Here is a 21,578-nt window from a genome sequence, read left to right as displayed (position 1 = left end):
GTCAAAATATTGTCTACTTTAGCCTAAGGAAATGTAATGAACCGCACTAAAAGCGTGCATTTGGTCGAAAATTTTAGATTTTAACACAGACTTAGCGCATTTTTAGCAGATAAACTAACCCAAAAAACCTACTTTCGTTCTCTAAATTAAAAGACATGAAAAAGATTATTCTTTTAGCCGTAGTAACTTTAATGAGCTATGCCGTGCAGGCTCAGGACAAGGTGGCAAAAATTGAATTCACACAAGAAACCATCGATTACGGTGAGATCAACAAAGGCGCTGACGGAATCCGCGTATTTGAGTTCACCAATACCGGTAACGCACCACTAGTCATCTCAGAAGTTAAATCAAGCTGTGGATGTACTGTGCCTGAAAAACCAGATGCACCGATTGCTCCTGGAGCTACAGGTCAGATCAAAGTGAAATATGACACCAAGCGCGTTGGCCCTATCCGTAAGACGATCACCGTATATTCTAACGCTGACGAGCCAGTAAAGGCCATCAAGATCAAAGGAACCATCCTTGATCCGGACAGCAAGAAGAGCGTTTTAGAAAAGACACGTTAAGAAGCACTTGCTTTCTAAAAAGAAACCCTGCCAATAGGCGGGTTTTTTTTATAGTACTCTGCGGAGCTTAAAGGTGATCCGTAAATTATAACCGTTGCGATTCACTCTAAAGCGCATCAGTTTGCCTTCTTTGGAATGAAAAAGTGCGTTGAGCTCTTGTAAAGTAAATCGATGGATGGGTTCGCCATTGAGAAAGGTCAAGACATCTCCCGACCGCATCCCAGCTTCATGCGCAGGTGATCCTTCCCGAACCTCAGCCACCTCGATCTTAGGAGCCAACTTTATGGCGTATAGTTGCTGGGTCTCATACATAATGACCTCATTTTTGACATTGTTCGGATCATTTCCGTATTTGGATTTATTAGTCCCCGCCAGCTTTTCCTTAACGTACTCATAACCGTTGTGTTGCAAGGTCAAACCACTCATATTGTAGTAAAATGGCTGATTGAAATAGCGGTTCTTTTTTAAGATCAATTCCCGATCAGGATAGTTGATAATCGTAGTGAACCGATTCAGTAGCTCGCCACCCATAGAACCGTCTCGGGCCTTAAATAAGTTGATGTTCCCAAAGGCGTCTTATTCTGGAAAGGCCGTGTTGACATCGCGTAAATAATAATCTCCCAGGCCTACTCCTTCAATCCGAGAACGTTCTCCAAAGATGTTCCCGTTAAGTCCCAATCCCAAGAAATCCCGAAAGTGCTTTTTAGGAACTTTAATCCAGGGGTCTTTGTCTTTTAATAGCCACAAAGCATCTCCAGAAACGGAATCCAACAGCACGGTTACAGTATCGGTCACACCGCCCAAAGTTGCTTCTAATTCCACACAAGGCTTGTTGTTGTAAAAGCGCATAGGCGTTTTAAAGCAGCGCCGGCAGTCGGGCGGTTTGTAATACTCGGGATCATAAAAAGTGAGCTTTTCCCGAACGTAATCAGTCTCGACCACAAAATCCTTAAAGAAATCGTAGCCAATGATTCCGTGAACCGCCTCACCCAATCGGGGTGAAAAGTTCAAATCGTCATCAAAAACAATAAAGACCGTTTGATTGCGATTGACCGCCTCACCAATTTTGAAAGTGTTACCCGTAGATTTGATGGCCTCAATAGAACTTCCGGTCCCCAATCCGCGTAATCGTACCGGTTTGGTGTTATTGAGTTGGATGGAATCTTTATTCTCTATACTGAACAGGATGGTCGCGTTAACTCCCGTGTCCAAAAGAAAATCTAAAGTCACCCCATTGAGCTCCACAGGGACAATGACCAAATTGCTCAGAAACTGAAAATCGATCTTATTGCTCTGGGTGCCTTCTGGAAGGCTAAACCGCCCTTGCCCCTAAAGGGTCCGAGAGGCCAGAAACGAGCAAATAAGCAACAGATTTTTCAAGCAGAACGAATTTCTAGGATAAGTTATAAAACTTAAGCCAATGTTACTTTATCTTTGCTTTTCGAAGTCGAATTTTAACTATTTATCCGTTCGCTATGCCTGCAATCTCTCAGAAAGGAGTGGCCATGCCGGAATCACCCATCAGAAAACTGGTTCCGTTTGCAGAGGCCGCTATCAAGCAAGGTAAAACCATCCATCACCTCAACATCGGGCAACCCGATATCAAAACCCCACAAGTAGCCCTTGATGCTATTAAAAACAATCAAGTGGAAGTATTGGCCTATTCGCGCAGCGAAGGTTCTGACCAATACCGCGAAAAAATTGCGGCTTACTATGCAAAGCACAACATAAATGTTGGTGCTAATGACATTATTGTGACCACAGGTGGTAGTGAAGCCCTGCTTTTTGCCATGGGTTGTATTGCGGATGCTGGCGATCAGATCATCATTCCAGAGCCATTTTACGCAAACTATAACGGCTTCGCAACGGCATCCGGAGTAGAAATTGTTCCGGTGATCTCTAAAATTGAAAACAATTTTGCCCTGCCTCCGATAGAAGATTTTGAACAACTGATTACGCCAAACACCAAGGCGATCTTGATCTGTAACCCTGGGAATCCAACAGGTTATTTGTATTCCAAAGCGGAGATCCAAAAACTAGCTGCATTAGTTAAAAAACACGATCTCTTTCTGGTGGCTGACGAGGTATACCGCGAGTTCACCTATGGAGATGAGCCGCACTACTCTATTCTACAGGAAGCTGGATTGGAAGAGCATGCGATCATTGTAGATTCGGTTTCTAAACGCTACAGCATGTGTGGCGCGCGTATTGGATGTTTGGTCTCTAAGAACAAAGCGGTGATGAAGACTGCGATGAAATTCGCTCAGGCGCGTTTGAGCCCTCCTACTTTTGCGCAGATCGCTAGTGAGGCTGCCTTGGATACGCCAAACTCCTACTTTGAAGAAGTGAAAACCGAGTATCGTTCCAGACGAGACACTTTGCTTGCTGGGTTGCAAGAAATTCCGGGTGTTGAAGTCGGTAATCCTAAAGGAGCATTCTACTGTATCGCTCAATTGCCCGTTAATGATTCGGATAAATTTGCCCAATGGCTTTTGGAATCATTTGATTTGGATGGAGAAACAGTGATGGTTGCTCCAGCAGCTGGATTCTACTCCTCAGCGGGTGTTGGAAAGAATCAAGTCCGCATTGCTTACGTGCTCAATGAAGACAAACTCAAGCGCGCTGTTGCTATACTCAAGGCAGCGCTGGCTGTTTACAAAGATTAACTATTGCCTACATCTTTAAAGACATACAACACTTTTGGCATTGATGCCCAAGCTGCTGATTTTATTGAGATCAGCAGCGAACAGCAATTGCAAGAACTGCTAAGTAAAGATGGCCCTAAGGATTATTTTGTACTTGGCGGTGGAAGCAATATGTTGCTATGCGCAAACATTGAGCAAAGTGTGCTACACATCAACAACAAAGGTATTCGAGAAGTTTCACGTACTGAAGATCACATCACTCTAGAATTTCAAGCCGGTGAGAATTGGCACGACACTGTGATGTATTGTGTGAATCACAACTATGGAGGCATTGAAAACCTGGCTTTGATACCTGGGAAGATCGGGGCGGCTCCTATTCAGAACATTGGCGCCTATGGCGTGGAACTCAAAGATGTTTTTGTTTCCTGCACGGCTGTTGAGATCGCAACTGGCAAGCCCAAGACTTTTAACTTAGAAGATTGCCAATTCGGCTATCGCGATTCGGTGTTTAAAAACGAACTTAAAGGCGCGTATATCATTACGGCAGTTTGTTTAAAACTGAGTCTTGCCAATCATGCTTTAAGCACCTCTTACGGAGCCATAAACACGGAATTAGAAAATCTCAATCTGACTCCTTCTGTAGCCAGTATTGCTCAAGCGGTGATCAATATCAGAAGCAGCAAATTGCCAGATCCTGCGCAGATCGGCAACAGTGGTAGTTTCTTTAAAAATCCTGTGATCAGCAGGGCAGCTTTTGAGGTGTTTCAATCAAAGAACCCAGAAGCTCCATTTTACGAGGTCAGTGAGACGGAGGTTAAAGTGCCCGCAGGCTGGCTGATAGAACATGCCGGTTTTAAAGGCAAACGCTTTGGGGACGCAGGCGTTCACGACAGACAAGCTTTGGTCTTGGTCAATCACGGAAATGCTACTGGACAAGAAATTTGGTCCCTTGCCCAAAGAATTCAGAAAGAGGTCTTAGAAAAATTTGGAATCGCGCTACAAGTAGAGGTTAATCTGATTGGCTGCTGATAGGGCTAAGCAAGTGAAGCAACCCGTTCGAAGCCTGAATATCCGTTTGCCACATTAAATGCAACACTCCAGATGGATCTTCTACTAACAGACTGTCAGAAGCACGACTAAAAACCCACTCTTTTCCACTGGCACTCATCGCCGAAAATCGCGTTCTAAACCCATTGAGTTCTTCCATGATCTGCGGACTGCCTAAAGACTGCTCCAATAAATAATCATCCCAATTTAAGTCCGTGCAATCTTTACATGTCAATGATGCGTTGGGAATTATTAAAGTTTTCTCTCCGCTGGAATACGTAAGAGCATCAGCAAAAAGTAAATACGTTTCGTCTTGCGCCGAGTCGGCACTCATGCGTTCTGCCAGGCGCAAGTGGAGTCCGTCGGCTACAGCCACTTTCACAGGCGGAGGAGGCGGTGTGATAGTATCAACAACAGGAGCGGCAACATATTCTGCAGCAACAGTAGCAACCTCTTGCTTACAGCTGTAAAGCACCGTTCCTAGCAGGAGAAGAATTAAGTAATTTTTTGCAGCCCTCATCGACTTAAAGATATCAAAAGATTGTATTTTTGCAGGGTGAATTGGTCAGATAATCCATTGAAGACGAATTCTTAAAGCTCAAAGCACAAGCATCATGAAACTACTCTTACTCACACTTGGACTGTTACTGTTAGCCTTTGCAGGGATTGCCATTAAAATCTGGGCAAAGAAAGACGGCGAATTTGCCGGAACTTGTGCTAGCCAAAATCCAATGCTCAACAAAGAAGGAGAAGCTTGTGGATTCTGTGGCAAGATGCCTAGCGAGTTTGGTTCTTGTAACGAGTCTAGCAAGTAATCTTTTTTGACGCCACTGGTTTACATAGCCCTGGGCGTTCTGCTGATCAACCTCCTGTACTATTTTGTTTTTATGTACTTCGGATGGAGCAAAAACCCTGCTCCGCAAACCTCCAAAGTCTATCCAGTATCCTTGGTTGTTTGTGCAAAGAACGAAGCAGAAAATCTAGAAGAGAACATCCCAATTTGGCTCACTCAAAGCCATCCCGATTTTGAATTGGTATTAATTGATGATGCCTCTACAGATGCAACGGCAGATATCATAGATCGTTTTAGCGAGCAAGACCCAAGAATCACGCCGGTTTACGTGAAAGCCAACGAGCGTTTTCACAATTCCAAGAAGTACGCCCTGACCTTAGGCATTAAAAAAGCCAAGCATACCCGAATGGTTTTTACGGATGCGGATTGCGTTCCAGATTCTACAAATTGGTTGAGCACAATGAGTCAATATTTTAGTGCGGAGAAACAATTGGTACTGGGATTCGGCGGGTATCAAAAACGCTTTGGACTGCTCAACGCGCTGATCCGATTTGAGACCTTTACTACAGCTTTGCAGTATTTCTCCTATGCCCACGCAGGCAGGCCGTATATGGGTGTCGGAAGAAATTTAGGCTATACCAAGATCCTTTTTGAAGAGCAAAAGGGTTTTGCCAGTCATATTAAAATACAGTCTGGAGATGATGATCTGTTTGTGAATCAAGCGGCAAACTCACAAAACACGACCTATTGTCTAAATCCAGAGAGCTTTACCATTTCTGAGCCAAAAACTAGTTTTAGCTCTTGGGTGGCTCAGAAAAGAAGACATATCAGCACAGCCAAACACTACAAATCTTTCTTCAAATCAGCTTTGGGTCTTTATTACATAGGCAACTTGAGTTTTTGGATCGTTCTGATTCTATTGGCGATTACTAATATTCAATACGCGTTTATCTTCTTTGGACTGCGGACGCTTATACAATGGCTGTCCTATTTAGGGGCTGGAAAAAAATTAAAGGCCTTAGACCTGGTTATTGCAGCTCCTGTGTTGGAGTTGTTTCTCATCTGTTTCCAAATGAGTATATTTATATCCAATCTTCTAAGCCCAAAACCCACTTGGAAATAAACGAGCAAAAGATTGCTTCAGCCATAGAAAAAGCACTTAAAGGAGACCAAATTGCCTTTAATACTTTGCTGAACACCTATTGGAATCAAGTCTACGGATTTCAACTCAAGCGCTTAAAAGACGAATACGAAGCAGAAGAGATCACCATTCAGACCTTTTCAAAAGCCTTTGACAAACTCAGCACTTACGATCCCAAATACGCTTTCAACACCTGGCTAATCACTATTTCTAAGAATTTACAGATCGATAAGTCTAGAAAAAAGAATAATCAACCAGAAATAGATCGGAATACCTCTGCCAGCGAACATTTAAAAAAAGTTGCTGATAATGCCCCTACGGCAGAAGACAAACTCATCACCGAGCAAAATCTGGCGGAATTACTGGCCATGATCAAACAACTCAAGCCACATTATCAAGAAGTGATCAACCTGCGCTATTTTCAAGAGAAATCCTATAACGAGATCTCTGATGCCATGGAAGAGTCTTTAAGTAATGTGAAGGTGAAGTTGCTGCGCGCAAAGAATCTACTAGCCACTTTCATCAAATCCAAACGCCAAGATTGATGCAATGGGTTCAGACCATACGCAAGTTGGGGCCTGGTTTTCTCTTTGCGGGGGCCGCTATTGGTGTATCGCATTTGGTACAGTCCACAAGAGCAGGAGCTGATTTTGGTTTAGGCTTACTTTGGGCTTTACTGCTGATCAATCTGGCTAAGTATCCTTTCTTTGAATTCGGACCGCGTTATGCCATGGCCACTGGAGAGAGTTTATTGGAAGGCTATAAAAAACTCGGAAGATCGGCACTGATCGCTTACTTTTTGATCACGCTGGCTACCATGTTTACTATACAAACAGCGGTAACCATAGTGACCTCTGGAATTGCGAGTAGCCTTTTTGGCGGACCAGACACTACGCTTTGGAGCGCGATAATTACAGGAATCTGTTTTTTGATCTTAATTCTTGGGCGTTACCGAGTGCTGGACAGTTTAATGAAGATCATCATTATCTGTTTGACCATAAGTACGCTAATCGCTGTCGCCTTGGCGCTTTCTAACAGCAGTAATGTGAGTTGGGAACAGCAATTACCAGATACTGCCATAGGCATTGGGTTCTTGATCGCTTTTATGGGTTGGATGCCAGCGCCTTTGGACATCTCCATTTGGCATTCCATGTGGACCCTTGAAAAGAAGAAGATCACAGATTCCATAACTCCAAAACAGTCGCGCTTTGATTTTAACGTAGGTTATATCGCCACAGTAATACTAGCGATCTGCTTTCTTCTCTTAGGCGGATTGGTCATGTTTGGCAGTGGTCAACAATTTTCAAGCATCGGTGGAGTCTTTGCCACTCAACTCATTGAAATGTATACTGTGAACCTGGGAGATGGTACGCGCTATATCATTGGCATAGCTGCCTTAACTACTATGTTCAGCACTACCCTAACCACCTTAGATGCCTCGCCTAGAGCCATGGCTCGCACTACAGAATTGTTGCGAGAACGTGAAATGCCCAAAGCCTATTTGACTTGGCTGATCATCTTGGTAGTTGGAACCACATCAATATTTGTATTGCTGATCCGCGTGGAAGGCCTTATGGGTGTTTTGATAGAGGTTGCGACCGTACTTTCCTTTTTGACCGCGCCTTTTTACGCCGGACTCAATATGCGATTGGTGACCAGTAAACATATGCCAGAGGAGCACAAACCCTCCAAACCCTTATATATTCTAGCCTGGATAGGAATGATCACCTTGATCGGTTTTAGCGTTTGGTATCTTTTCACATTGTAGTAGAATTACGGCTTTCTTCGTAACTTTGTAATGTAAAATTGGTTATGGAAATTCAAGAAGCGACACCGAAAAAAGCGACAGCCAAACCCAAATGGTTGCGGGTAAAGCTTCCTACAGGGAAGAAGTACACCGAACTGCGCGGCTTGGTCGACAAATATGACTTACACACCATTTGCACCTCAGGTAGTTGTCCCAATATGGGCGAATGCTGGACAGAGGGAACTGCAACCTTTATGATCCTCGGGAATATTTGTACGCGTTCCTGCGGATTCTGCGGAGTAAAGACCGGAAGACCAGAAACCGTAGCCTGGGACGAGCCCGAAAAGGTAGCGCGCTCCATCAAACTCATGAACATCAAGCACGCGGTGATCACCTCTGTGGATCGCGATGATTTGAAGGATATGGGTTCGATTATTTGGGCAGAGACCGTGAAGGCCATCCGCAGAATGAATCCAGATACTACCCTTGAGACCTTAATTCCCGATTTCCAAGGAATCACCCGCCATATCGACCGTATTGTGGCCGTAAAGCCAGAAGTGGTTAGTCATAATATGGAAACGGTTAAGCGATTGACACGTGAAGTGCGTATTCAAGCCAAATATGAACGCAGCCTAGAGGTTTTGAGCTATTTGAAGCAAGAAGGGATCAACCGCACCAAAAGTGGGATCATGCTTGGGCTTGGAGAAACTGAAGCCGAAGTCATCCAAACCATGGAGGATCTTCGCGGAGTAGGATTGGATATTGTGACCATTGGTCAATATCTACAACCTTCTAAAAAACATTTACCGGTAAAAGAATTTATCACTCCAGAGCAGTTCAAAAAATACGAACAACTCGGATTGGAGATGGGCTTTAGACATGTGGAAAGCGGTGCGTTAGTGCGTTCTTCATACAAGGCTCAGAAACACCTTACTTAAGCTTAGACTATGGCGAAGATCAAGGTTGCCATCAATGGATTTGGGCGTATCGGTCGGACCTTTTTTAAGACGGTACACCAACATCCTGATATAGAAGTGGTGGCTATCAATGATCTCGCTGACGCCAAAACCTTAGCCCACCTTTTAAAGTACGACAGCATTCACGGAGTCTTTGACGCCGAAATTGACAGTACCTTATCAGAGATCCTTGTTAATGGTAAGACGATTCCGCTCAGCAATCATTCCAGCCCAGAAAGCTGCAATTGGCCTGATGTTGATGTTGTGGTTGAAGCTTCGGGTAAATTCAAACAGCGTGAGCAACTAGCCCCGCATTTAATGGCTGGAGCCAAAAAAGTGATCTTAAGTGTACCTCCATCCGATGACGATATCCCGATGGTTGTTTTGGGTGTAAATGATCAACTCTTAGATTCTGAGCAGACGATCATTTCCAATGCTTCTTGTACGACCAACAACGCAGCGCCCATGGTACAGGTCATTGATCAACTCTGTGGTGTGGAGCAAGCCTATATCACTACAGTCCATTCATATACCACAGACCAAAGCTTGCATGATCAGCCGCATCGGGATTTAAGACGAGCCAGAGCCGCTGGGCAATCCATTGTACCCACAACTACGGGAGCCGCTAAAGCGCTCACTAAGATCTTCCCTAATCTGGCCGATGTTATTGGAGGCTGCGGAATTCGCGTTCCAGTTCCTAACGGTTCGATGACCGATATTACTTTTAATGTCAAAGAGACCGTTAGCATAGAGCAGGTCAACTCGGCTTTTAAAAAGGCTGCGCAAGGACAGTTAAATGGTATTTTGGACTATACGGAAGACCCAATAGTTTCCATCGATATTGTTGGCAATAAGCATTCTTGTGTCTTCGATTCTGGGATGACTTCTGTAATTGGACGCATGGTAAAGATCATTGGTTGGTACGACAATGAAAGCGGCTATTCGCAACGTTTAGCCGACTTAATCGTCTCGATTTGTAAGAAATAACTATATTTAGACCGTAATTCTATCCATGAACGGCCAAATAATTCGATATATAACGGCTTTGTTCCTCCTGTGTGTATGCCCTTCCCCCGCTCAAGAGCAGGGACTCCCTTTGTCTAATCGGCAGGACACTATAAACGAGATCAATCAGCTACAAAACCGCGCCAGGGCTGCGATTATACGCCAAGACCTTGGATCCGTTTTGACCGATCTCAACAAGGCTCATGACATGGCTGAGGCTTTGAAAGATCCAGAAACTGAAGCGTCATGTGACAATGAATTGGCCAAATTCTATTACAGCGTACGCGAGTTTGACAAAGCCTCTGAACGTGTGACAAGAGTTATCGAATTGCTCAAAAACATGCAAGAATCGCCTGAAATTGCAGAAGCTTATCTGATTCAGGCACAAATATTTATGAAGGATGGCGATTACACGCAGGCCTCCTCCAGCTTAGACAAAGCTTTCGCGATCTACGAAAGTCAAGAAGATGAAAGCGCCATGGCGAGGATTCAGCTCAATAAAGGGCTCCTAGCATTAGAACGAAACAACCCAACCAGCGCAGTAAATTATTTGGAAGCGGCCTTAACCACGTTCCAAGAATTGGGGGTAGGGTATTATATTGCCCAAGCGCAAATCAATAAAGCCAAGGCGTTGATGGAACTATCCGACAATCCATCAGCAGCGATTATAACACAAGCAGAAGCAGCCTTAGAGAGTGCAGTAAACATCAGCAAAGAAAACAATTACGCCCAAATAATGCCAGACAGTTATTTGGTCCGTAGCAAGCTCCATGTAGTTAAGGGTAATTTTGAATCTGCCTATGCCCTGCTGGAAACCTATCATCAGAAAAAGGATGCCCAAAGCGATCTGAGCAATGAGCTCTTGGCTAAAGACAATCCGTTTAGATTGGACAGTGCTGAATATGACGAGATCATTGCGGAGCTAGAGACCAATCTGGCTAAAAAGGACAGCTCCATCAAGATGAACAACTTCACCTCTACTTTGAGTATTGCGCTGATCACCATCTTGTCCTTATTGACCTTATCGCTTTACAAAAACAACAACCTGAGAGCAAAAGCCAATGATCTTTTGCAAGAGAAGAACAGCGAACTGCAACTCGCCAAAGAAAAAGCAGAAAAGGCTTCCTTGGCTAAAGCCCAGTTCCTCTCTACCATTACACACGAACTTAGAACTCCGCTCTATGCCGTAACAGGGCTAACTCACTTGTTGATGGAGGAAAATCCAATGGAACATCAGAAGGAACACTTGAATTCCTTGAAATTCTCTGGAGACTATCTGCTTTCCTTGATCAACAATATTTTGGATCTCAATAAACTCGAGGCCAACAAGGTGGAAATTGAACGCACTACCTTCAATTTGAAGAAACGCGTTAATGATGTGTTGGTAGCTTTGAAAAAATCCGCAGACGACAGAAACAACAAACTTATTCTGGAGTTTGATGAGAGTATTCCTTCTAAACTATTAGGTGACCCACTGAAGATTTCACAGATCTTGATCAACCTGATCGGTAACTCCGTTAAGTTTACAGAAAATGGAATGGTCGCCCTGCGTGTGCAAAAAATTGGAGAAACCGATGCTCATGTCAACCTACACTTTGAAGTTGAAGACAACGGGGTGGGAATCTCTAAAAAGAAGCAGAAAAGTATTTTCGAGACCTTCTCTCAAGGCTCGCTACAGATCAACCGAAAATTTGGCGGTACTGGTTTAGGACTTTCTATTGTAAAGAACCTCTTGCAATTGATGAACTCTAAGATCCAATTGGAAAGCCAGCTTGGAAAAGGGTCTAAATTCTCCTTTGATATTAAGTTTGCGATCTCTGATCAATTTAAAGAGGACAAGAATCCACACAACATCATCTACGATATTGACTACGTTGCCTTAGAGAACCTCTCTGTGCTTGTAGTAGAAGACAACAAGATCAACCAAATGATCACCAAGAAGATCTTGGAGAAGAACAAGATGAAGTGTGATGTGGCCGATAACGGAGAAACTGCCATTGAGCTCATTCAGCAGAACAACTACCACATAGTCTTAATGGACATTCACATGCCTGGAATTAGTGGTATTGAGGCCACGCAAAAGGTTCGTGAATTCAACAAAGAACTTCCAATCATTGCCTTGACGGCTGTGACCATTGATGAGAATCTAGACGAGTTCTATCGCGCCGGATTCAACGAGATCATTCCAAAGCCATTCAAAACAGAAGAATTCTTTGAGAAGATCCACCGCACCTTATTCATGAACAAGGCACCGGTTTAAACGATCTTGTTCCAGTAAGTGTGGACAAAGTCCAAGATTTCAGATTCAAAATACCCTTCTCGATCTAGAAAAGCTGTCTCTATAGGTAAGTAGTACAAGGCTTTTTTATTGATCTTGTCACGCAATCGCATATAATCCTTCTCTGTAGTAATGACCAACTCTCGTTTTTCAATGAGTTTGATCTGCGCCGGAGTGAATTCGTGATGATCCGGATAACGTTGCAAATCAAAATTACAGCCTTCATCGCGCAGAAAATGCACCAAGGGTTCTGGGTTGGCAATACCCGTCACAAGCGTAAAGGGTTTGTCCTTGAGATAATCTATAGGTTCAGAACCCGCGTCGTTCTTGATGAGTCTTCCGTAAGCGATCTTGGTTTTATAGACCGGCTTGCCGGTATACTCACGAAGGCGAAATTCTAGTTCCTGTATTTTAGCATGAGCGACCTTATCTGGAATCTTAGTAATAATTACGGCATCTGCTCGTTTGGCTCCGGATTTAGATTCGCGCAAATCCCCAGCGGGCAATAAACTATCGTCTAAAAAAGGATGTTCAAAGGTGGTCAATAGAATGGTATAACCCGCCTTTACCTTTCTGTGCTGAAAAGCATCGTCCAAGAGAATAACCTCAGTTTTGGGTTTGAGTTTTGCAATACCTTCTCGTCTATCGGCGCAAACCGCCACGGTGATTCCCGGGTATTTCGATTTGAATTGAAGCGGCTCATCACCCACTTCAGAAGAAGTATGCGAAGTTTCCACATATAAAAAGCCATCCGTGCTGCGTTTGTATCCTCGACTCAGAACAGCTACTTTAAAATCGTCCTTAAGCAAACGAATCAAATATTCGATCATTGGAGACTTACCGGTTCCTCCCACCGTGAGATTACCCACACAGATCACCGGGATATCGTAAGACTCAGAAGTGAACACGCCTTTGTCATACATAAGGTTTCTCACAGCGGTTACGCCTTGGTAGATCAAGGAGAAAGGAGTGAGTAATTTCCGCATTTGAGCCATAGCACGAAAGTATACTTTTTTATCTTTACCATAAAATACACCGCATGCAAATACAAGGGGTTATAGACCTGCTGGAAGCTTGGGCACCACGCAGCTACGCAGAAGACTTTGACAATACAGGCTTATTGGTAGGAGCCCGACAGGCAGATTTAAAAGGAGTTTTAGTAAGCTTAGACTGCTTGGAAGCTGTGGTTGACGAAGCTGTACAGAAAGATTGCAATATGGTTGTGAGCTTTCATCCGATCATTTTCAAAGGACTCAAAAAGATCACAGGATCTGATTATGTGCAACGCGCCGTACTCAAAGCCATTAAGCACGACATTGCCATCTATGCCATCCACACCGCTTTGGACAATAACTGGGAAGGGGTAAATCATCAAATACTAAAAACACTGGGAGCTAAAAAGTCCTCTGTACTTGTTCCTAAGGCGAATACGCTAAAAAAATTAGTCACCTACGCGCCTCAAGCAGAATCCAAAAATCTATTAGATTCACTATTTGCAGCAGGAGCCGGAGCTATTGGTGACTACAGCGAATGCGCATTCACCTCAAACGGAGAAGGCAGCTGTAAACCCGGAGAAGCCGCCGACCCTTCTCTAGGCAAGCAAGGAGAGCGCCATTATGAAGCGGAAACGCGCATAGAAGTCTTGGTACCTTTTCATTGTGAATCCGCGGTGATCAAGGCCTTATTAAGTACGCACTCCTATGAAGAGGTGGCCTATGATCTGATTCCCATCAGCAACACAGACAAACAACTCGGGATGGGAATGATTGGTAGTTTTGAAACTCCTCTGTCTGAAGCTGAATTTTTAGCCCTGCTCAAAGAGCGGATGCATTGCGGCGGAATTAGACACAGTAAGCTGCTTGGTAAATCCATTCAAAAGATCGCGGTTTTGGGCGGTAGTGGCGCCTTTGCTATTGGTGCTGCCAAAGGTGCTGGCGTTGATGCTTACGTAAGTGCTGACTTTAAATACCACGATTTCTTTAGCGCAGAGCAGCGCTTGCTTTTAGTAGATATTGGCCACTATGAAAGCGAACAGTACACAAAAAATTTAATTGTACAATATCTTACCAAAAAAATTACTAATTTTGCAGTTCTTTTATCGGAGATTAATACCAATCCAATTTTTTACCTGTAATTATGGCCAAGAAGACAGAAGCTACTGTTGAAGACAAACTGAGAGCCCTTTACGACCTGCAATTGATCGACAGCCGTGTGGATGAGATCAGAAATGTACGCGGAGAACTTCCTTTAGAAGTTGAGGATCTAGAAGATGAGGTTGCTGGAATGAACACCCGCCTTGAAAAACTCAATGCCGATCTGGCCCTTACTGATGATTCCATCAAAGACAAAAAGAATCTTATTGAAGAGTCTAAGTCACTCATCAAAAAATATAGCGAGCAACAGAACAATGTTCGTAACAATCGTGAATACAACTCTTTGAGCAAGGAGATCGAGTTCCAAGAATTGGAGATCCAATTGGCTGAAAAGCACATCAAAGAATTCAAAGCGCAGATCGAGCAGAAAAAAGAAGTGATCGAAGAAACCAAAACTCGTTTGGCCGAGCGTGAGGAACACCTTAAGCACAAGCGCAACGAATTGGATGAGATCCTTGCTGAAACTGAGAAAGAAGAAAAGGCCCTTATCAAAGAATCTGAGTCTTTCGAGCAGAAAATTGAAGAGCGTTTAGTTAACGCTTACAAGCGTATTCGCTCTAACGCCAAGAATGGTTTGGCAGTTGTGCCGATTGAGCGTGGTGCTTCTGGAGGTTCTTTCTTCACCATTCCACCTCAGGTGCAAATGGAGATCGCATCTCGCAAAAAGATCATTACTGACGAGCACAGTGGACGAATCCTTGTAGACCCGCAATTGGCGGAAGAGGAAAAAGAGAAAATGGAGAAATTCTTCGCCAAGCTCTAAACCACTGATAATATAAAGTTTAACAAAGCCTTCAGATTCCTCTGGAGGCTTTTTTTCGTAATTTTGATAAAAAAATTTAAGGAGCTTAACGCAATTCCGACTGCCTATTAAACCGAAAGACCATGCAACGAACAACCCTCATTATGTTGGCGCTACTTTTAAGCAGTTTAAATGTAGCTTGTCAATCCACTAACGAAAAGAACAAAGAAGACGAAGCACTTGCCCAAGCAAGTCAAACACCTGTACAAACTACGCCGCAAGACGGGATTCACAAGGCCTATTTTGCCTCGGGATGTTTTTGGTGTGTAGAAGCGATCTATGAAAGCGTAAAAGGTGTTTCTGAAGTGATCAACGGTTACTCCGGAGGTCATACAGAAAACCCAACTTATCAAAGCAGCAATACTGGTCTTACTGGCCATGCAGAAGCTGTGGAAGTTTTTTACGACCCGAATGTGGTGAGTTTTGAGACTTTGGTGGATGTGTACTTCGGATCTCAGAACATTACCCAGGTGAACGGACAAGGTCCAGACCGCGGGAGCCAATACCGTTCCATCATCTTTTACCAAAATGACGAACAAAAGGCAATCATCGACGCCAAAATTGCCGAGCTGAATGAGCAATTGGGAGAGCAAAAGGTAGCCGCTCAAGTATTGCCATTTCAAAAGTTTTGGAGAGGTGAGGATTATCATCAAGATTACGAGAGACTCAATCCGTATAACCGATACATCCAAAACGTCTCTATTCCACGACTGAAAAGGTTTCAAAAGAAATTTCCAGAGCTGATCAAAGAAGACAGCCACTAGCAATAACCAACCAACAACCATCCATGAAAACCATCATTCTTAGCCTTGGCCTAGGCCTGCTTTTAATCAGTTGCAAAGAGCAACCTCAAGAACAAGTAAGTGAAACTCCTGAGGTAGAATTATCTACCGCAGAGAAGATTGCTAACGCCCACGGATACGAGCAATGGGACTCCGTAGAGAAGATCGCCTTTACTTTTAATGTAGATCGCGGAGAGAACCATTTTGACCGCAGTTGGGTCTGGGAACCTAAAACAGGAATGGTCACTATGATGTCCGCTCAGGATACCATCAGCTATAATCATCAAGAGGTAGACAGTACCAATGCTCAGGTGGACGCAGGTTTTATCAATGATAAATATTGGCTTTTAACGCCTTTTCAATTGCTTTGGGATGCTGATAATTCCGAATTAAGCGAGAAGGCGGCACAAGTAGCTCCAATTTCTGGAGACACTTTAGACATGCTCACCATTACGTATAAAAACGAAGGAGGTTATACACCAGGAGATGCCTATGACTTCTACTACAGTGAAGACTATAAGATCAAAGAATGGGTCTTTAGAAAGTCAAATGCTGACCAAGCGAGCATGGCAACCACTTGGGAAGATTACGACACATACGGAGCGTTTAAATTTGCTAAAACGCACAAGGATAGCGCACAGACCGTAAACATCAACTTTACGGGCATAAAGGTCAATTAATTTACTGCTTGATCAGACGCTTGACCATAAGGGTCTCGTCTTCTCCGCGCACTAAAACGACAAAATAAACACCATCACTGAGCTCCGCTACATTTAGCGGAGTTCTGTTGTTATCATCAAAACTAGTCGGTACTTGCAGCACGCGTCGGCCCTGCATATCATAGACTTCAACCGTATTGGCTTCTGCAGTTAAGGCTTGCACAGTCAACACCTCATTAACTGGATTTGGATAAATAAAGGCACCCTCAACAAAAGTAGCATCGGGATCATTAGCCGTACCACCAAAATAAATCTCACCTAAGGCAAAGGCATCTTCAGCTACTGCGATTCCAATTCTACGTCCAGGAATATCATCGACTGGTGGATGGATTCCACCCCAAATTCTTGAAAGACTCGTTTGATCTGATGCATCACGATAGGTTGCCCATTGCAACTGCATATCTACAGTTGGACCAATTTCAAACTCCAAGAAAGCATTAGCCGGAATATCAAAAACTCCCATCCCTCCTGGAAAGTACTCACTACCGGTCATAGCTGTTAAGATCTCTGCAGCCGCTCTTGAATACGTAGAATGCCCAGAAACATAACCTGCAAAAGGCGGCGTAATAAAACTAATACGTTGATAAGGGTACCACTCTTCTGCCAAGATCCAACCAACTCCAGCGGTGTCAAATTCTGGATCAATGATGTATTCGTGACCGCGCCAGGTATAGAGCTTTACTTTTCCTAAATGCTGCCCAGAAGCTCCTTGCAACGGATCTCCTGCCTCAACGATCTCCACATAACCCTCGATAAGCGGTATACCGTCTGGATGATAATTGGACAATCCAGGATCTGAGCTTTGCCCTTTATCTGCCATATAACGAATGGCGCTCATGGGTCGTGTATAGTCATACCATCCCTTGACTCCCCAAGCGGATATTGCACAATCATGCATAGCTCCTCCCAAAAGGAAATAAGATTTAACATCCCACTCCAGATCAGAGAGGATCTCCCCTTCTCCTTTGAATCGTTTTTCCAAAAGTGGGTTATCGTTAACGTAATTTAAAATAGTGAACCAATGTCCAGGTGGCGTTTCGCTATCTGGCCCGTCCGCCCAAAACTCTGCGAGTACACGGGCGTAATCTCCTCTTGGAACCATTTGCGGCTCATAAGGAGCACCGGTTATCGGATTAATATCTCTTCCTGCACTGGGATCACCTCCGTCAAAATAATTGTAGAAAGATTTGTACTCTTCAAAGGTCTCTGGAAAGCTATTTTGATTCCCAATACTCGCCGGAGAAATGTCAATCATTACTTCATCCGTTGGGTCTAGATGAGATTGCCAAACACTCACCATAGTAAATCCCCATTTATACGGATCCTCTAATCCAAGTCCTTCTTGTATAAATGATGGGTTTCCTGGGTCGTGGAATACCCAATAATCAAAACCATCACGATTGTAAATGGTTCTGTCCTCTTCTTTAAGAGCAAACGGATAGACCTGCCCCCATTCGGGACTTAAAAACTCCGGAGTAGACTCTGGGATCTCGTTTCCACTCTGATCAATAAATCCTTCTATGAATAATGGCTGCCAACGGTTAGGAAACTCCATATCAGGGTTACCTGAACCGTCTGTATCTAAAGGCGAATTCACCGGCTGATAGAACCTGTTGGCGTAGTCTTCGGCTTCATTTGAACCGTCCTGAAGTCCGAACTCAATGATCTGTTGAGCTAGGTAATTCCCCAAGGCCGCAGGGTCTCCGGATTGATACTCAGTACTGCCGTTAGCAGGATCATACCCGCGCTCCTCCATCAAAGCAAAGATGCGCGTGAAGATATTGTCTTGTCCCGGCGAAGAAGAAAAGCGGTTGAGCATAATTCTAAAAACAGCAAAACTCAAAGCCTCTTCAAGAGCCTCTTCTGTAGGAAGATCGGTGGTGAATCCATCAAAAGGGATTGAAAAATCACCTAAAGACTTCCCTAAAAAATAGGTGTCGGCCTCTGGATTGAAAACTGCCCATACATCATACATGGCAGCAGAGGTATGCCAAAGATTTCTAGCGTGCACTGTAGGTCTGGCAAAGTCATTGCGAATGGCATTGAGTACTTCCTCATTCCATTCACGAGCGATACTTTGTCCATTAGTATTCCAAATTGCGGCACAGAATAACAAACAAACGAGTAATAATTTTTTCACGCGGGAGGGTTTTCGCCAAATGTAAGAAAGAATTACGAAATTTTCGGAATCTAGAACCCTGATAATTAGCTTTTAGCAGCACAAAAAAAAACAAAGAGAATTGCTTACTTTTGTTAGGAGCGCCACTTACCCAACCGATATGCACAAAAACACCCTGGATTACGCTAGAGCATGCGACCAAAATGATCCCATTGCTTCCTTCAGATCCCAATTCCATATTCCTGCTGATAAAGCGGGAAATCCATTCATTTATCTCTGCGGTAATTCTCTTGGATTACAACCCAAAACCACAGAAAGCTATCTCAAGCAAGAGTTGGAAGATTGGGCAACCCTAGGTGTTGAAGGACATACAGAAGCGCGCAAACCTTGGTTACCCTATCACGAATTTCTGACCGATCAAATGGCCGCTATTGTTGGGGCAAAATCAGAAGAGGTGGTAATCATGAACACCCTCACGGTGAACTTGCATTTGATGATGGTCTCCTTTTACAGACCCACAGACAAACGCTACAAGATCATCATTGAAAGTGACGCCTTCCCTTCTGATAAGTACGCGGTAGAAAGTCAATTAGACATGCACAGTATTGACCCTAAAGAGGGCCTTTTACTATGGCATCCACCAGCGGGTGAAGCCATCTGTCGCATGGAGGACCTCCAAGCGCTTTTGGAAGCCAATAAGGACGAAGTTGCCTTGATCATGATTGGCAGTACTAATTACTATAGCGGACAGGCCTTTCCCCTGAAAGAAATAGCTCAGCTGGGTCACCAGCACGGTTGTATGGTTGGTTTTGATCTGGCTCATGGCGCTGGAAATATTCAGCCTAACTTGCATGATAGTGGAGCCGATTTTGCCGTTTGGTGCAGCTATAAATATTTAAACAGCGGACCGGGAAGTTTAGGCGGATGCTTTGTGCACGAGCGACATAGACACAATCCAGAGCTTAAGCGCTTTGCAGGTTGGTGGGGACACAACAAGGCTTCTCGCTTTAATATGCGACAAGAATTTGACGTCTTGGCTGGAGCTGAAGGATGGCAATTGAGCAATCCTCCTATTTTGAGCATGGCAGCTATACGCGCCTCCTTGCAGGTCTTCACGGATGCCGGATTTGATAATATCCGAGCTAAGAGCGTAAAGCTTACGGGATATCTGGAGTTCCTTTTAAACGACATGGGCAATCCAAATATCGGGATCATCACTCCGAGTGATCCGGAAATGCGCGGCAGTCAACTGAGCATTCAAGTAAAGAATGCGGACCGTCGTTTACACGATGCACTAACAAACCAAGGCGTGATCAGTGACTGGAGAGAACCGGATGTTATTCGTGTAGCACCAGCTGCACTTTATACGCGCTTTGAAGACGTCTACGAATTTATAAATCGATTGAAAAACGCATTAGACACTTTGTATTAATGGCAGATCATAAATCACATATTCTCATTGTCGGCGCCGGCCTTTGCGGAAGCTTACTAGCCCTTAGAATGGCGCAACGCGGACATCGAGTTACCTTAATGGAGCGCAGACCAGATTTGCGCAAAGTCACCCAAGATGCAGGTAGATCTATCAACCTGGCTTTTTCAAATCGCGGCATGAAAGGGATGAAACTCGTCGGGCTGGAAAAAGAAGTCACCGAACTGTGCATTCCTATGTTAGGCCGCATGATCCACGATCCCAAAGGGAATACCTTTTTGAGCCCTTATAGCGGTCGTGATGGAGAATACATCAATTCCATCTCACGGCCAGGCCTTAACGCCTTGCTGCTCGATGCTGCTGAGGCGCATGAAGGTGTTGAGATTATCTTCAATCAAAAGTGCGTCAGTGTTGATCTGGAAAATGCAGCAGCTGAATTTCAAGATTACACTACAGGTAAGACCAAACGTTACCAAGGCGATGTCCTTATTGGTACGGATGGTGCCGGAAGCGTGGTTCGCAAAGCCATGTTCAACCACAAACAATTCCTGTTCAGTTTTAGTCAGCAATGGCTTACCCATGGCTATAAAGAATTGACCATTCCAGCTACAGAAACTGGCGGTTACCGCACCGAGAAAGGCGCTTTGCACATTTGGCCTCGCGGAGAGGACATGCTTATAGCCCTTCCAAATTTGGACGGTAGTTTTACCGTGACCCTGTTTTTACCTTATAGCGACAGCGATTATTGTTTTGACAATTTGACCACAGAAGAGAAAGTCATGGAATACTTCAGCAATGAATTCCCTGATACTTTGGCCCTAATGCCAGAATTGGCTAAAGAATTTTTTGAAAATCCAACAGCTCCTTTGGGCACGATTAAATGTTCTCCTTGGAATGCCTACGGAAAAGTATTGATTATGGGCGATGCAGCTCATGCCATTGTACCATTTTATGGGCAAGGCATGAATGCAAGTTTTGAAGACGTAGTTGAATTTGATCGTGTTTTGGATCAAGTTGGAGACGATTGGAATGCAGCCTTTAGGCAGTTCAGCCTGACTCGAAAAACCGATACCGACGCCATAGCAGACCTCGCGGTAGACAACTTCCACGAAATGAAAGAACACACTGCTAATCCGCTGTTTCAGGCCAAACGCAAGGTAGAAACTGCTTTGGAATTCAACTTCCCGGAGCAGTACTCTTCTAAATATTCCTTGGTGACCTTTAGCGAGCATATCTCTTATGCAGAGGCTATGCGTCGCGGAAGAGCCCAAGACAAGGCCATTCTCAATTTGTTGGATGACGGCCTGTTGCCAGAAGATCTTTCTTTAGAAGAGAAACTACAAATTGTAAAGAATCACACCAAAGAAGTCCTTCACGAGGACGAACTCTTATAACA

Annotated in this window: 21 protein-coding genes; 16 read left to right on the top strand and 5 right to left on the bottom strand. The window is 44.1% G+C overall.

The annotated features are described in order from the left end of the window. The first annotated feature begins 155 nt into the window (after positions 1-155). Positions 156-566 carry a DUF1573 domain-containing protein gene (locus tag HRT75_RS02455; protein ID WP_291182422.1) on the top strand — a complete coding sequence of 137 codons (411 nt, stop codon included), beginning with the start codon at positions 156-158 and terminating at the stop codon, positions 564-566. Between the two features lie 48 nt (positions 567-614). Here the strand turns inward: HRT75_RS02455 and HRT75_RS02450 are convergent, their stop codons facing one another. After that, positions 615-1,097 carry a PDZ domain-containing protein gene (locus HRT75_RS02450; protein ID WP_291182421.1) on the bottom strand — a complete coding sequence of 161 codons (483 nt, stop codon included), beginning with the start codon at positions 1,095-1,097 and terminating at the stop codon, positions 615-617. A gap of 45 nt (positions 1,098-1,142) precedes the next feature. After that, the gene (locus HRT75_RS02445) at positions 1,143-1,826 is read right to left on the bottom strand and encodes a retropepsin-like aspartic protease (RefSeq protein ID WP_291182420.1); all 684 of its coding nucleotides are present in this window, start codon (positions 1,824-1,826) and stop codon (positions 1,143-1,145) included. A gap of 215 nt (positions 1,827-2,041) precedes the next feature. Between HRT75_RS02445 and HRT75_RS02440 the strand changes: the two genes are divergently transcribed. Together HRT75_RS02440 and murB are read left to right on the top strand one after the other, a co-directional pair. Then, positions 2,042-3,232, top strand: coding sequence for a pyridoxal phosphate-dependent aminotransferase (locus tag HRT75_RS02440; RefSeq protein ID WP_291182419.1), 1,191 nt, complete (start codon positions 2,042-2,044; stop codon positions 3,230-3,232). A gap of 3 nt (positions 3,233-3,235) precedes the next feature. Further along, positions 3,236-4,240, top strand: coding sequence for a UDP-N-acetylmuramate dehydrogenase (gene murB, locus HRT75_RS02435; protein ID WP_291182418.1), 1,005 nt, complete (start codon positions 3,236-3,238; stop codon positions 4,238-4,240). Here the strand turns inward: murB and HRT75_RS02430 are convergent. Beyond that, on the bottom strand, positions 4,221-4,778 hold the full coding sequence (locus tag HRT75_RS02430; RefSeq protein ID WP_291182417.1) for a hypothetical protein: 558 nt from the start codon (positions 4,776-4,778) through the stop codon (positions 4,221-4,223). The genes murB and HRT75_RS02430 overlap by 20 nt on opposite strands. Positions 4,779-4,872: 94 nt before the next feature. Here HRT75_RS02430 and HRT75_RS02425 point away from each other — a divergent pair, with 94 nt between their 5' ends. The 7 genes from HRT75_RS02425 to HRT75_RS02395 all read left to right on the top strand — a co-directional run bounded on the left by HRT75_RS02425 (position 4,873) and on the right by HRT75_RS02395 (position 12,160). Further along, entirely contained in the window at positions 4,873-5,073 is a 201-nt protein-coding gene (locus HRT75_RS02425) for a membrane or secreted protein (protein WP_272832726.1), read from the top strand. A gap of 6 nt (positions 5,074-5,079) precedes the next feature. Then, complete coding sequence (locus tag HRT75_RS02420) at positions 5,080-6,174, top strand: glycosyltransferase (protein ID WP_291182416.1); 1,095 nt, start codon at positions 5,080-5,082, stop codon at positions 6,172-6,174. Beyond that, positions 6,165-6,737 carry a sigma-70 family RNA polymerase sigma factor gene (locus tag HRT75_RS02415; RefSeq protein ID WP_291182415.1) on the top strand — a complete coding sequence of 191 codons (573 nt, stop codon included), beginning with the start codon at positions 6,165-6,167 and terminating at the stop codon, positions 6,735-6,737. The genes HRT75_RS02420 and HRT75_RS02415 overlap by 10 nt, the downstream gene beginning before the upstream one ends. Beyond that, positions 6,737-7,960: an Nramp family divalent metal transporter gene (locus HRT75_RS02410; protein WP_291182414.1), complete on the top strand. Its 1,224-nt coding sequence runs from the start codon at positions 6,737-6,739 to the stop codon at positions 7,958-7,960. The genes HRT75_RS02415 and HRT75_RS02410 overlap by 1 nt, the downstream gene beginning before the upstream one ends. Before the next feature lie 44 nt (positions 7,961-8,004). Next, positions 8,005-8,877 (top strand): lipoyl synthase, encoded by an 873-nt coding sequence (gene lipA / locus HRT75_RS02405; RefSeq protein WP_291182413.1) that lies wholly within the window; start codon positions 8,005-8,007, stop codon positions 8,875-8,877. Positions 8,878-8,886: 9 nt separating this feature from the next. Further along, positions 8,887-9,882, top strand: coding sequence for a type I glyceraldehyde-3-phosphate dehydrogenase (gene gap, locus HRT75_RS02400; protein WP_291182412.1), 996 nt, complete (start codon positions 8,887-8,889; stop codon positions 9,880-9,882). Between the two features lie 109 nt (positions 9,883-9,991). Further along, positions 9,992-12,160 (top strand): response regulator, encoded by a 2,169-nt coding sequence (locus HRT75_RS02395; RefSeq protein ID WP_291182411.1) that lies wholly within the window; start codon positions 9,992-9,994, stop codon positions 12,158-12,160. Here HRT75_RS02395 and lpxK read toward each other — a convergent pair. Further along, on the bottom strand, positions 12,157-13,173 hold the full coding sequence (gene lpxK / locus HRT75_RS02390; protein ID WP_291182410.1) for a tetraacyldisaccharide 4'-kinase: 1,017 nt from the start codon (positions 13,171-13,173) through the stop codon (positions 12,157-12,159). The two genes, HRT75_RS02395 and lpxK, sit on opposite strands and share 4 nt — an antisense overlap. Positions 13,174-13,217: 44 nt before the next feature. On the opposite strand from lpxK, the gene HRT75_RS02385 reads away from it, so the two are divergent. The 4 genes from HRT75_RS02385 to HRT75_RS02370 all read left to right on the top strand — a co-directional run bounded on the left by HRT75_RS02385 (position 13,218) and on the right by HRT75_RS02370 (position 16,595). Beyond that, complete coding sequence (locus HRT75_RS02385) at positions 13,218-14,312, top strand: Nif3-like dinuclear metal center hexameric protein (RefSeq protein ID WP_291182409.1); 1,095 nt, start codon at positions 13,218-13,220, stop codon at positions 14,310-14,312. A 2-nt stretch (positions 14,313-14,314) separates the two neighbouring features. Then, on the top strand, positions 14,315-15,094 hold the full coding sequence (locus tag HRT75_RS02380) for a C4-type zinc ribbon domain-containing protein (RefSeq protein WP_272832738.1): 780 nt from the start codon (positions 14,315-14,317) through the stop codon (positions 15,092-15,094). A 122-nt stretch (positions 15,095-15,216) separates the two neighbouring features. Next, the gene (gene msrA, locus HRT75_RS02375; protein WP_291182408.1) at positions 15,217-15,897 is read left to right on the top strand and encodes a peptide-methionine (S)-S-oxide reductase MsrA; all 681 of its coding nucleotides are present in this window, start codon (positions 15,217-15,219) and stop codon (positions 15,895-15,897) included. 23 nt (positions 15,898-15,920) lie between these two features. Continuing rightward, positions 15,921-16,595 carry a hypothetical protein gene (locus HRT75_RS02370; protein WP_291182407.1) on the top strand — a complete coding sequence of 225 codons (675 nt, stop codon included), beginning with the start codon at positions 15,921-15,923 and terminating at the stop codon, positions 16,593-16,595. Between the two features lies 1 nt (position 16,596). Here HRT75_RS02370 and HRT75_RS02365 read toward each other — a convergent pair whose 3' ends face one another. Continuing rightward, complete coding sequence (locus HRT75_RS02365) at positions 16,597-18,774, bottom strand: T9SS type A sorting domain-containing protein (protein ID WP_291182406.1); 2,178 nt, start codon at positions 18,772-18,774, stop codon at positions 16,597-16,599. Positions 18,775-18,913: 139 nt separating this feature from the next. On the opposite strand from HRT75_RS02365, the gene kynU reads away from it, so the two are divergent. Next, positions 18,914-20,185 carry a kynureninase gene (kynU, locus tag HRT75_RS02360; RefSeq protein ID WP_291182405.1) on the top strand — a complete coding sequence of 424 codons (1,272 nt, stop codon included), beginning with the start codon at positions 18,914-18,916 and terminating at the stop codon, positions 20,183-20,185. Further along, on the top strand, positions 20,185-21,576 hold the full coding sequence (locus HRT75_RS02355) for an NAD(P)/FAD-dependent oxidoreductase (protein ID WP_291182404.1): 1,392 nt from the start codon (positions 20,185-20,187) through the stop codon (positions 21,574-21,576). The genes kynU and HRT75_RS02355 overlap by 1 nt, the downstream gene beginning before the upstream one ends. The last annotated feature ends 2 nt before the right edge of the window (positions 21,577-21,578 follow it).

Source organism: Gilvibacter sp. (assembly GCF_013214815.1).
Taxonomy (GTDB): domain Bacteria; phylum Bacteroidota; class Bacteroidia; order Flavobacteriales; family Flavobacteriaceae; genus Gilvibacter.
This window is presented reverse-complemented; position numbering and strand designations above follow the sequence as displayed.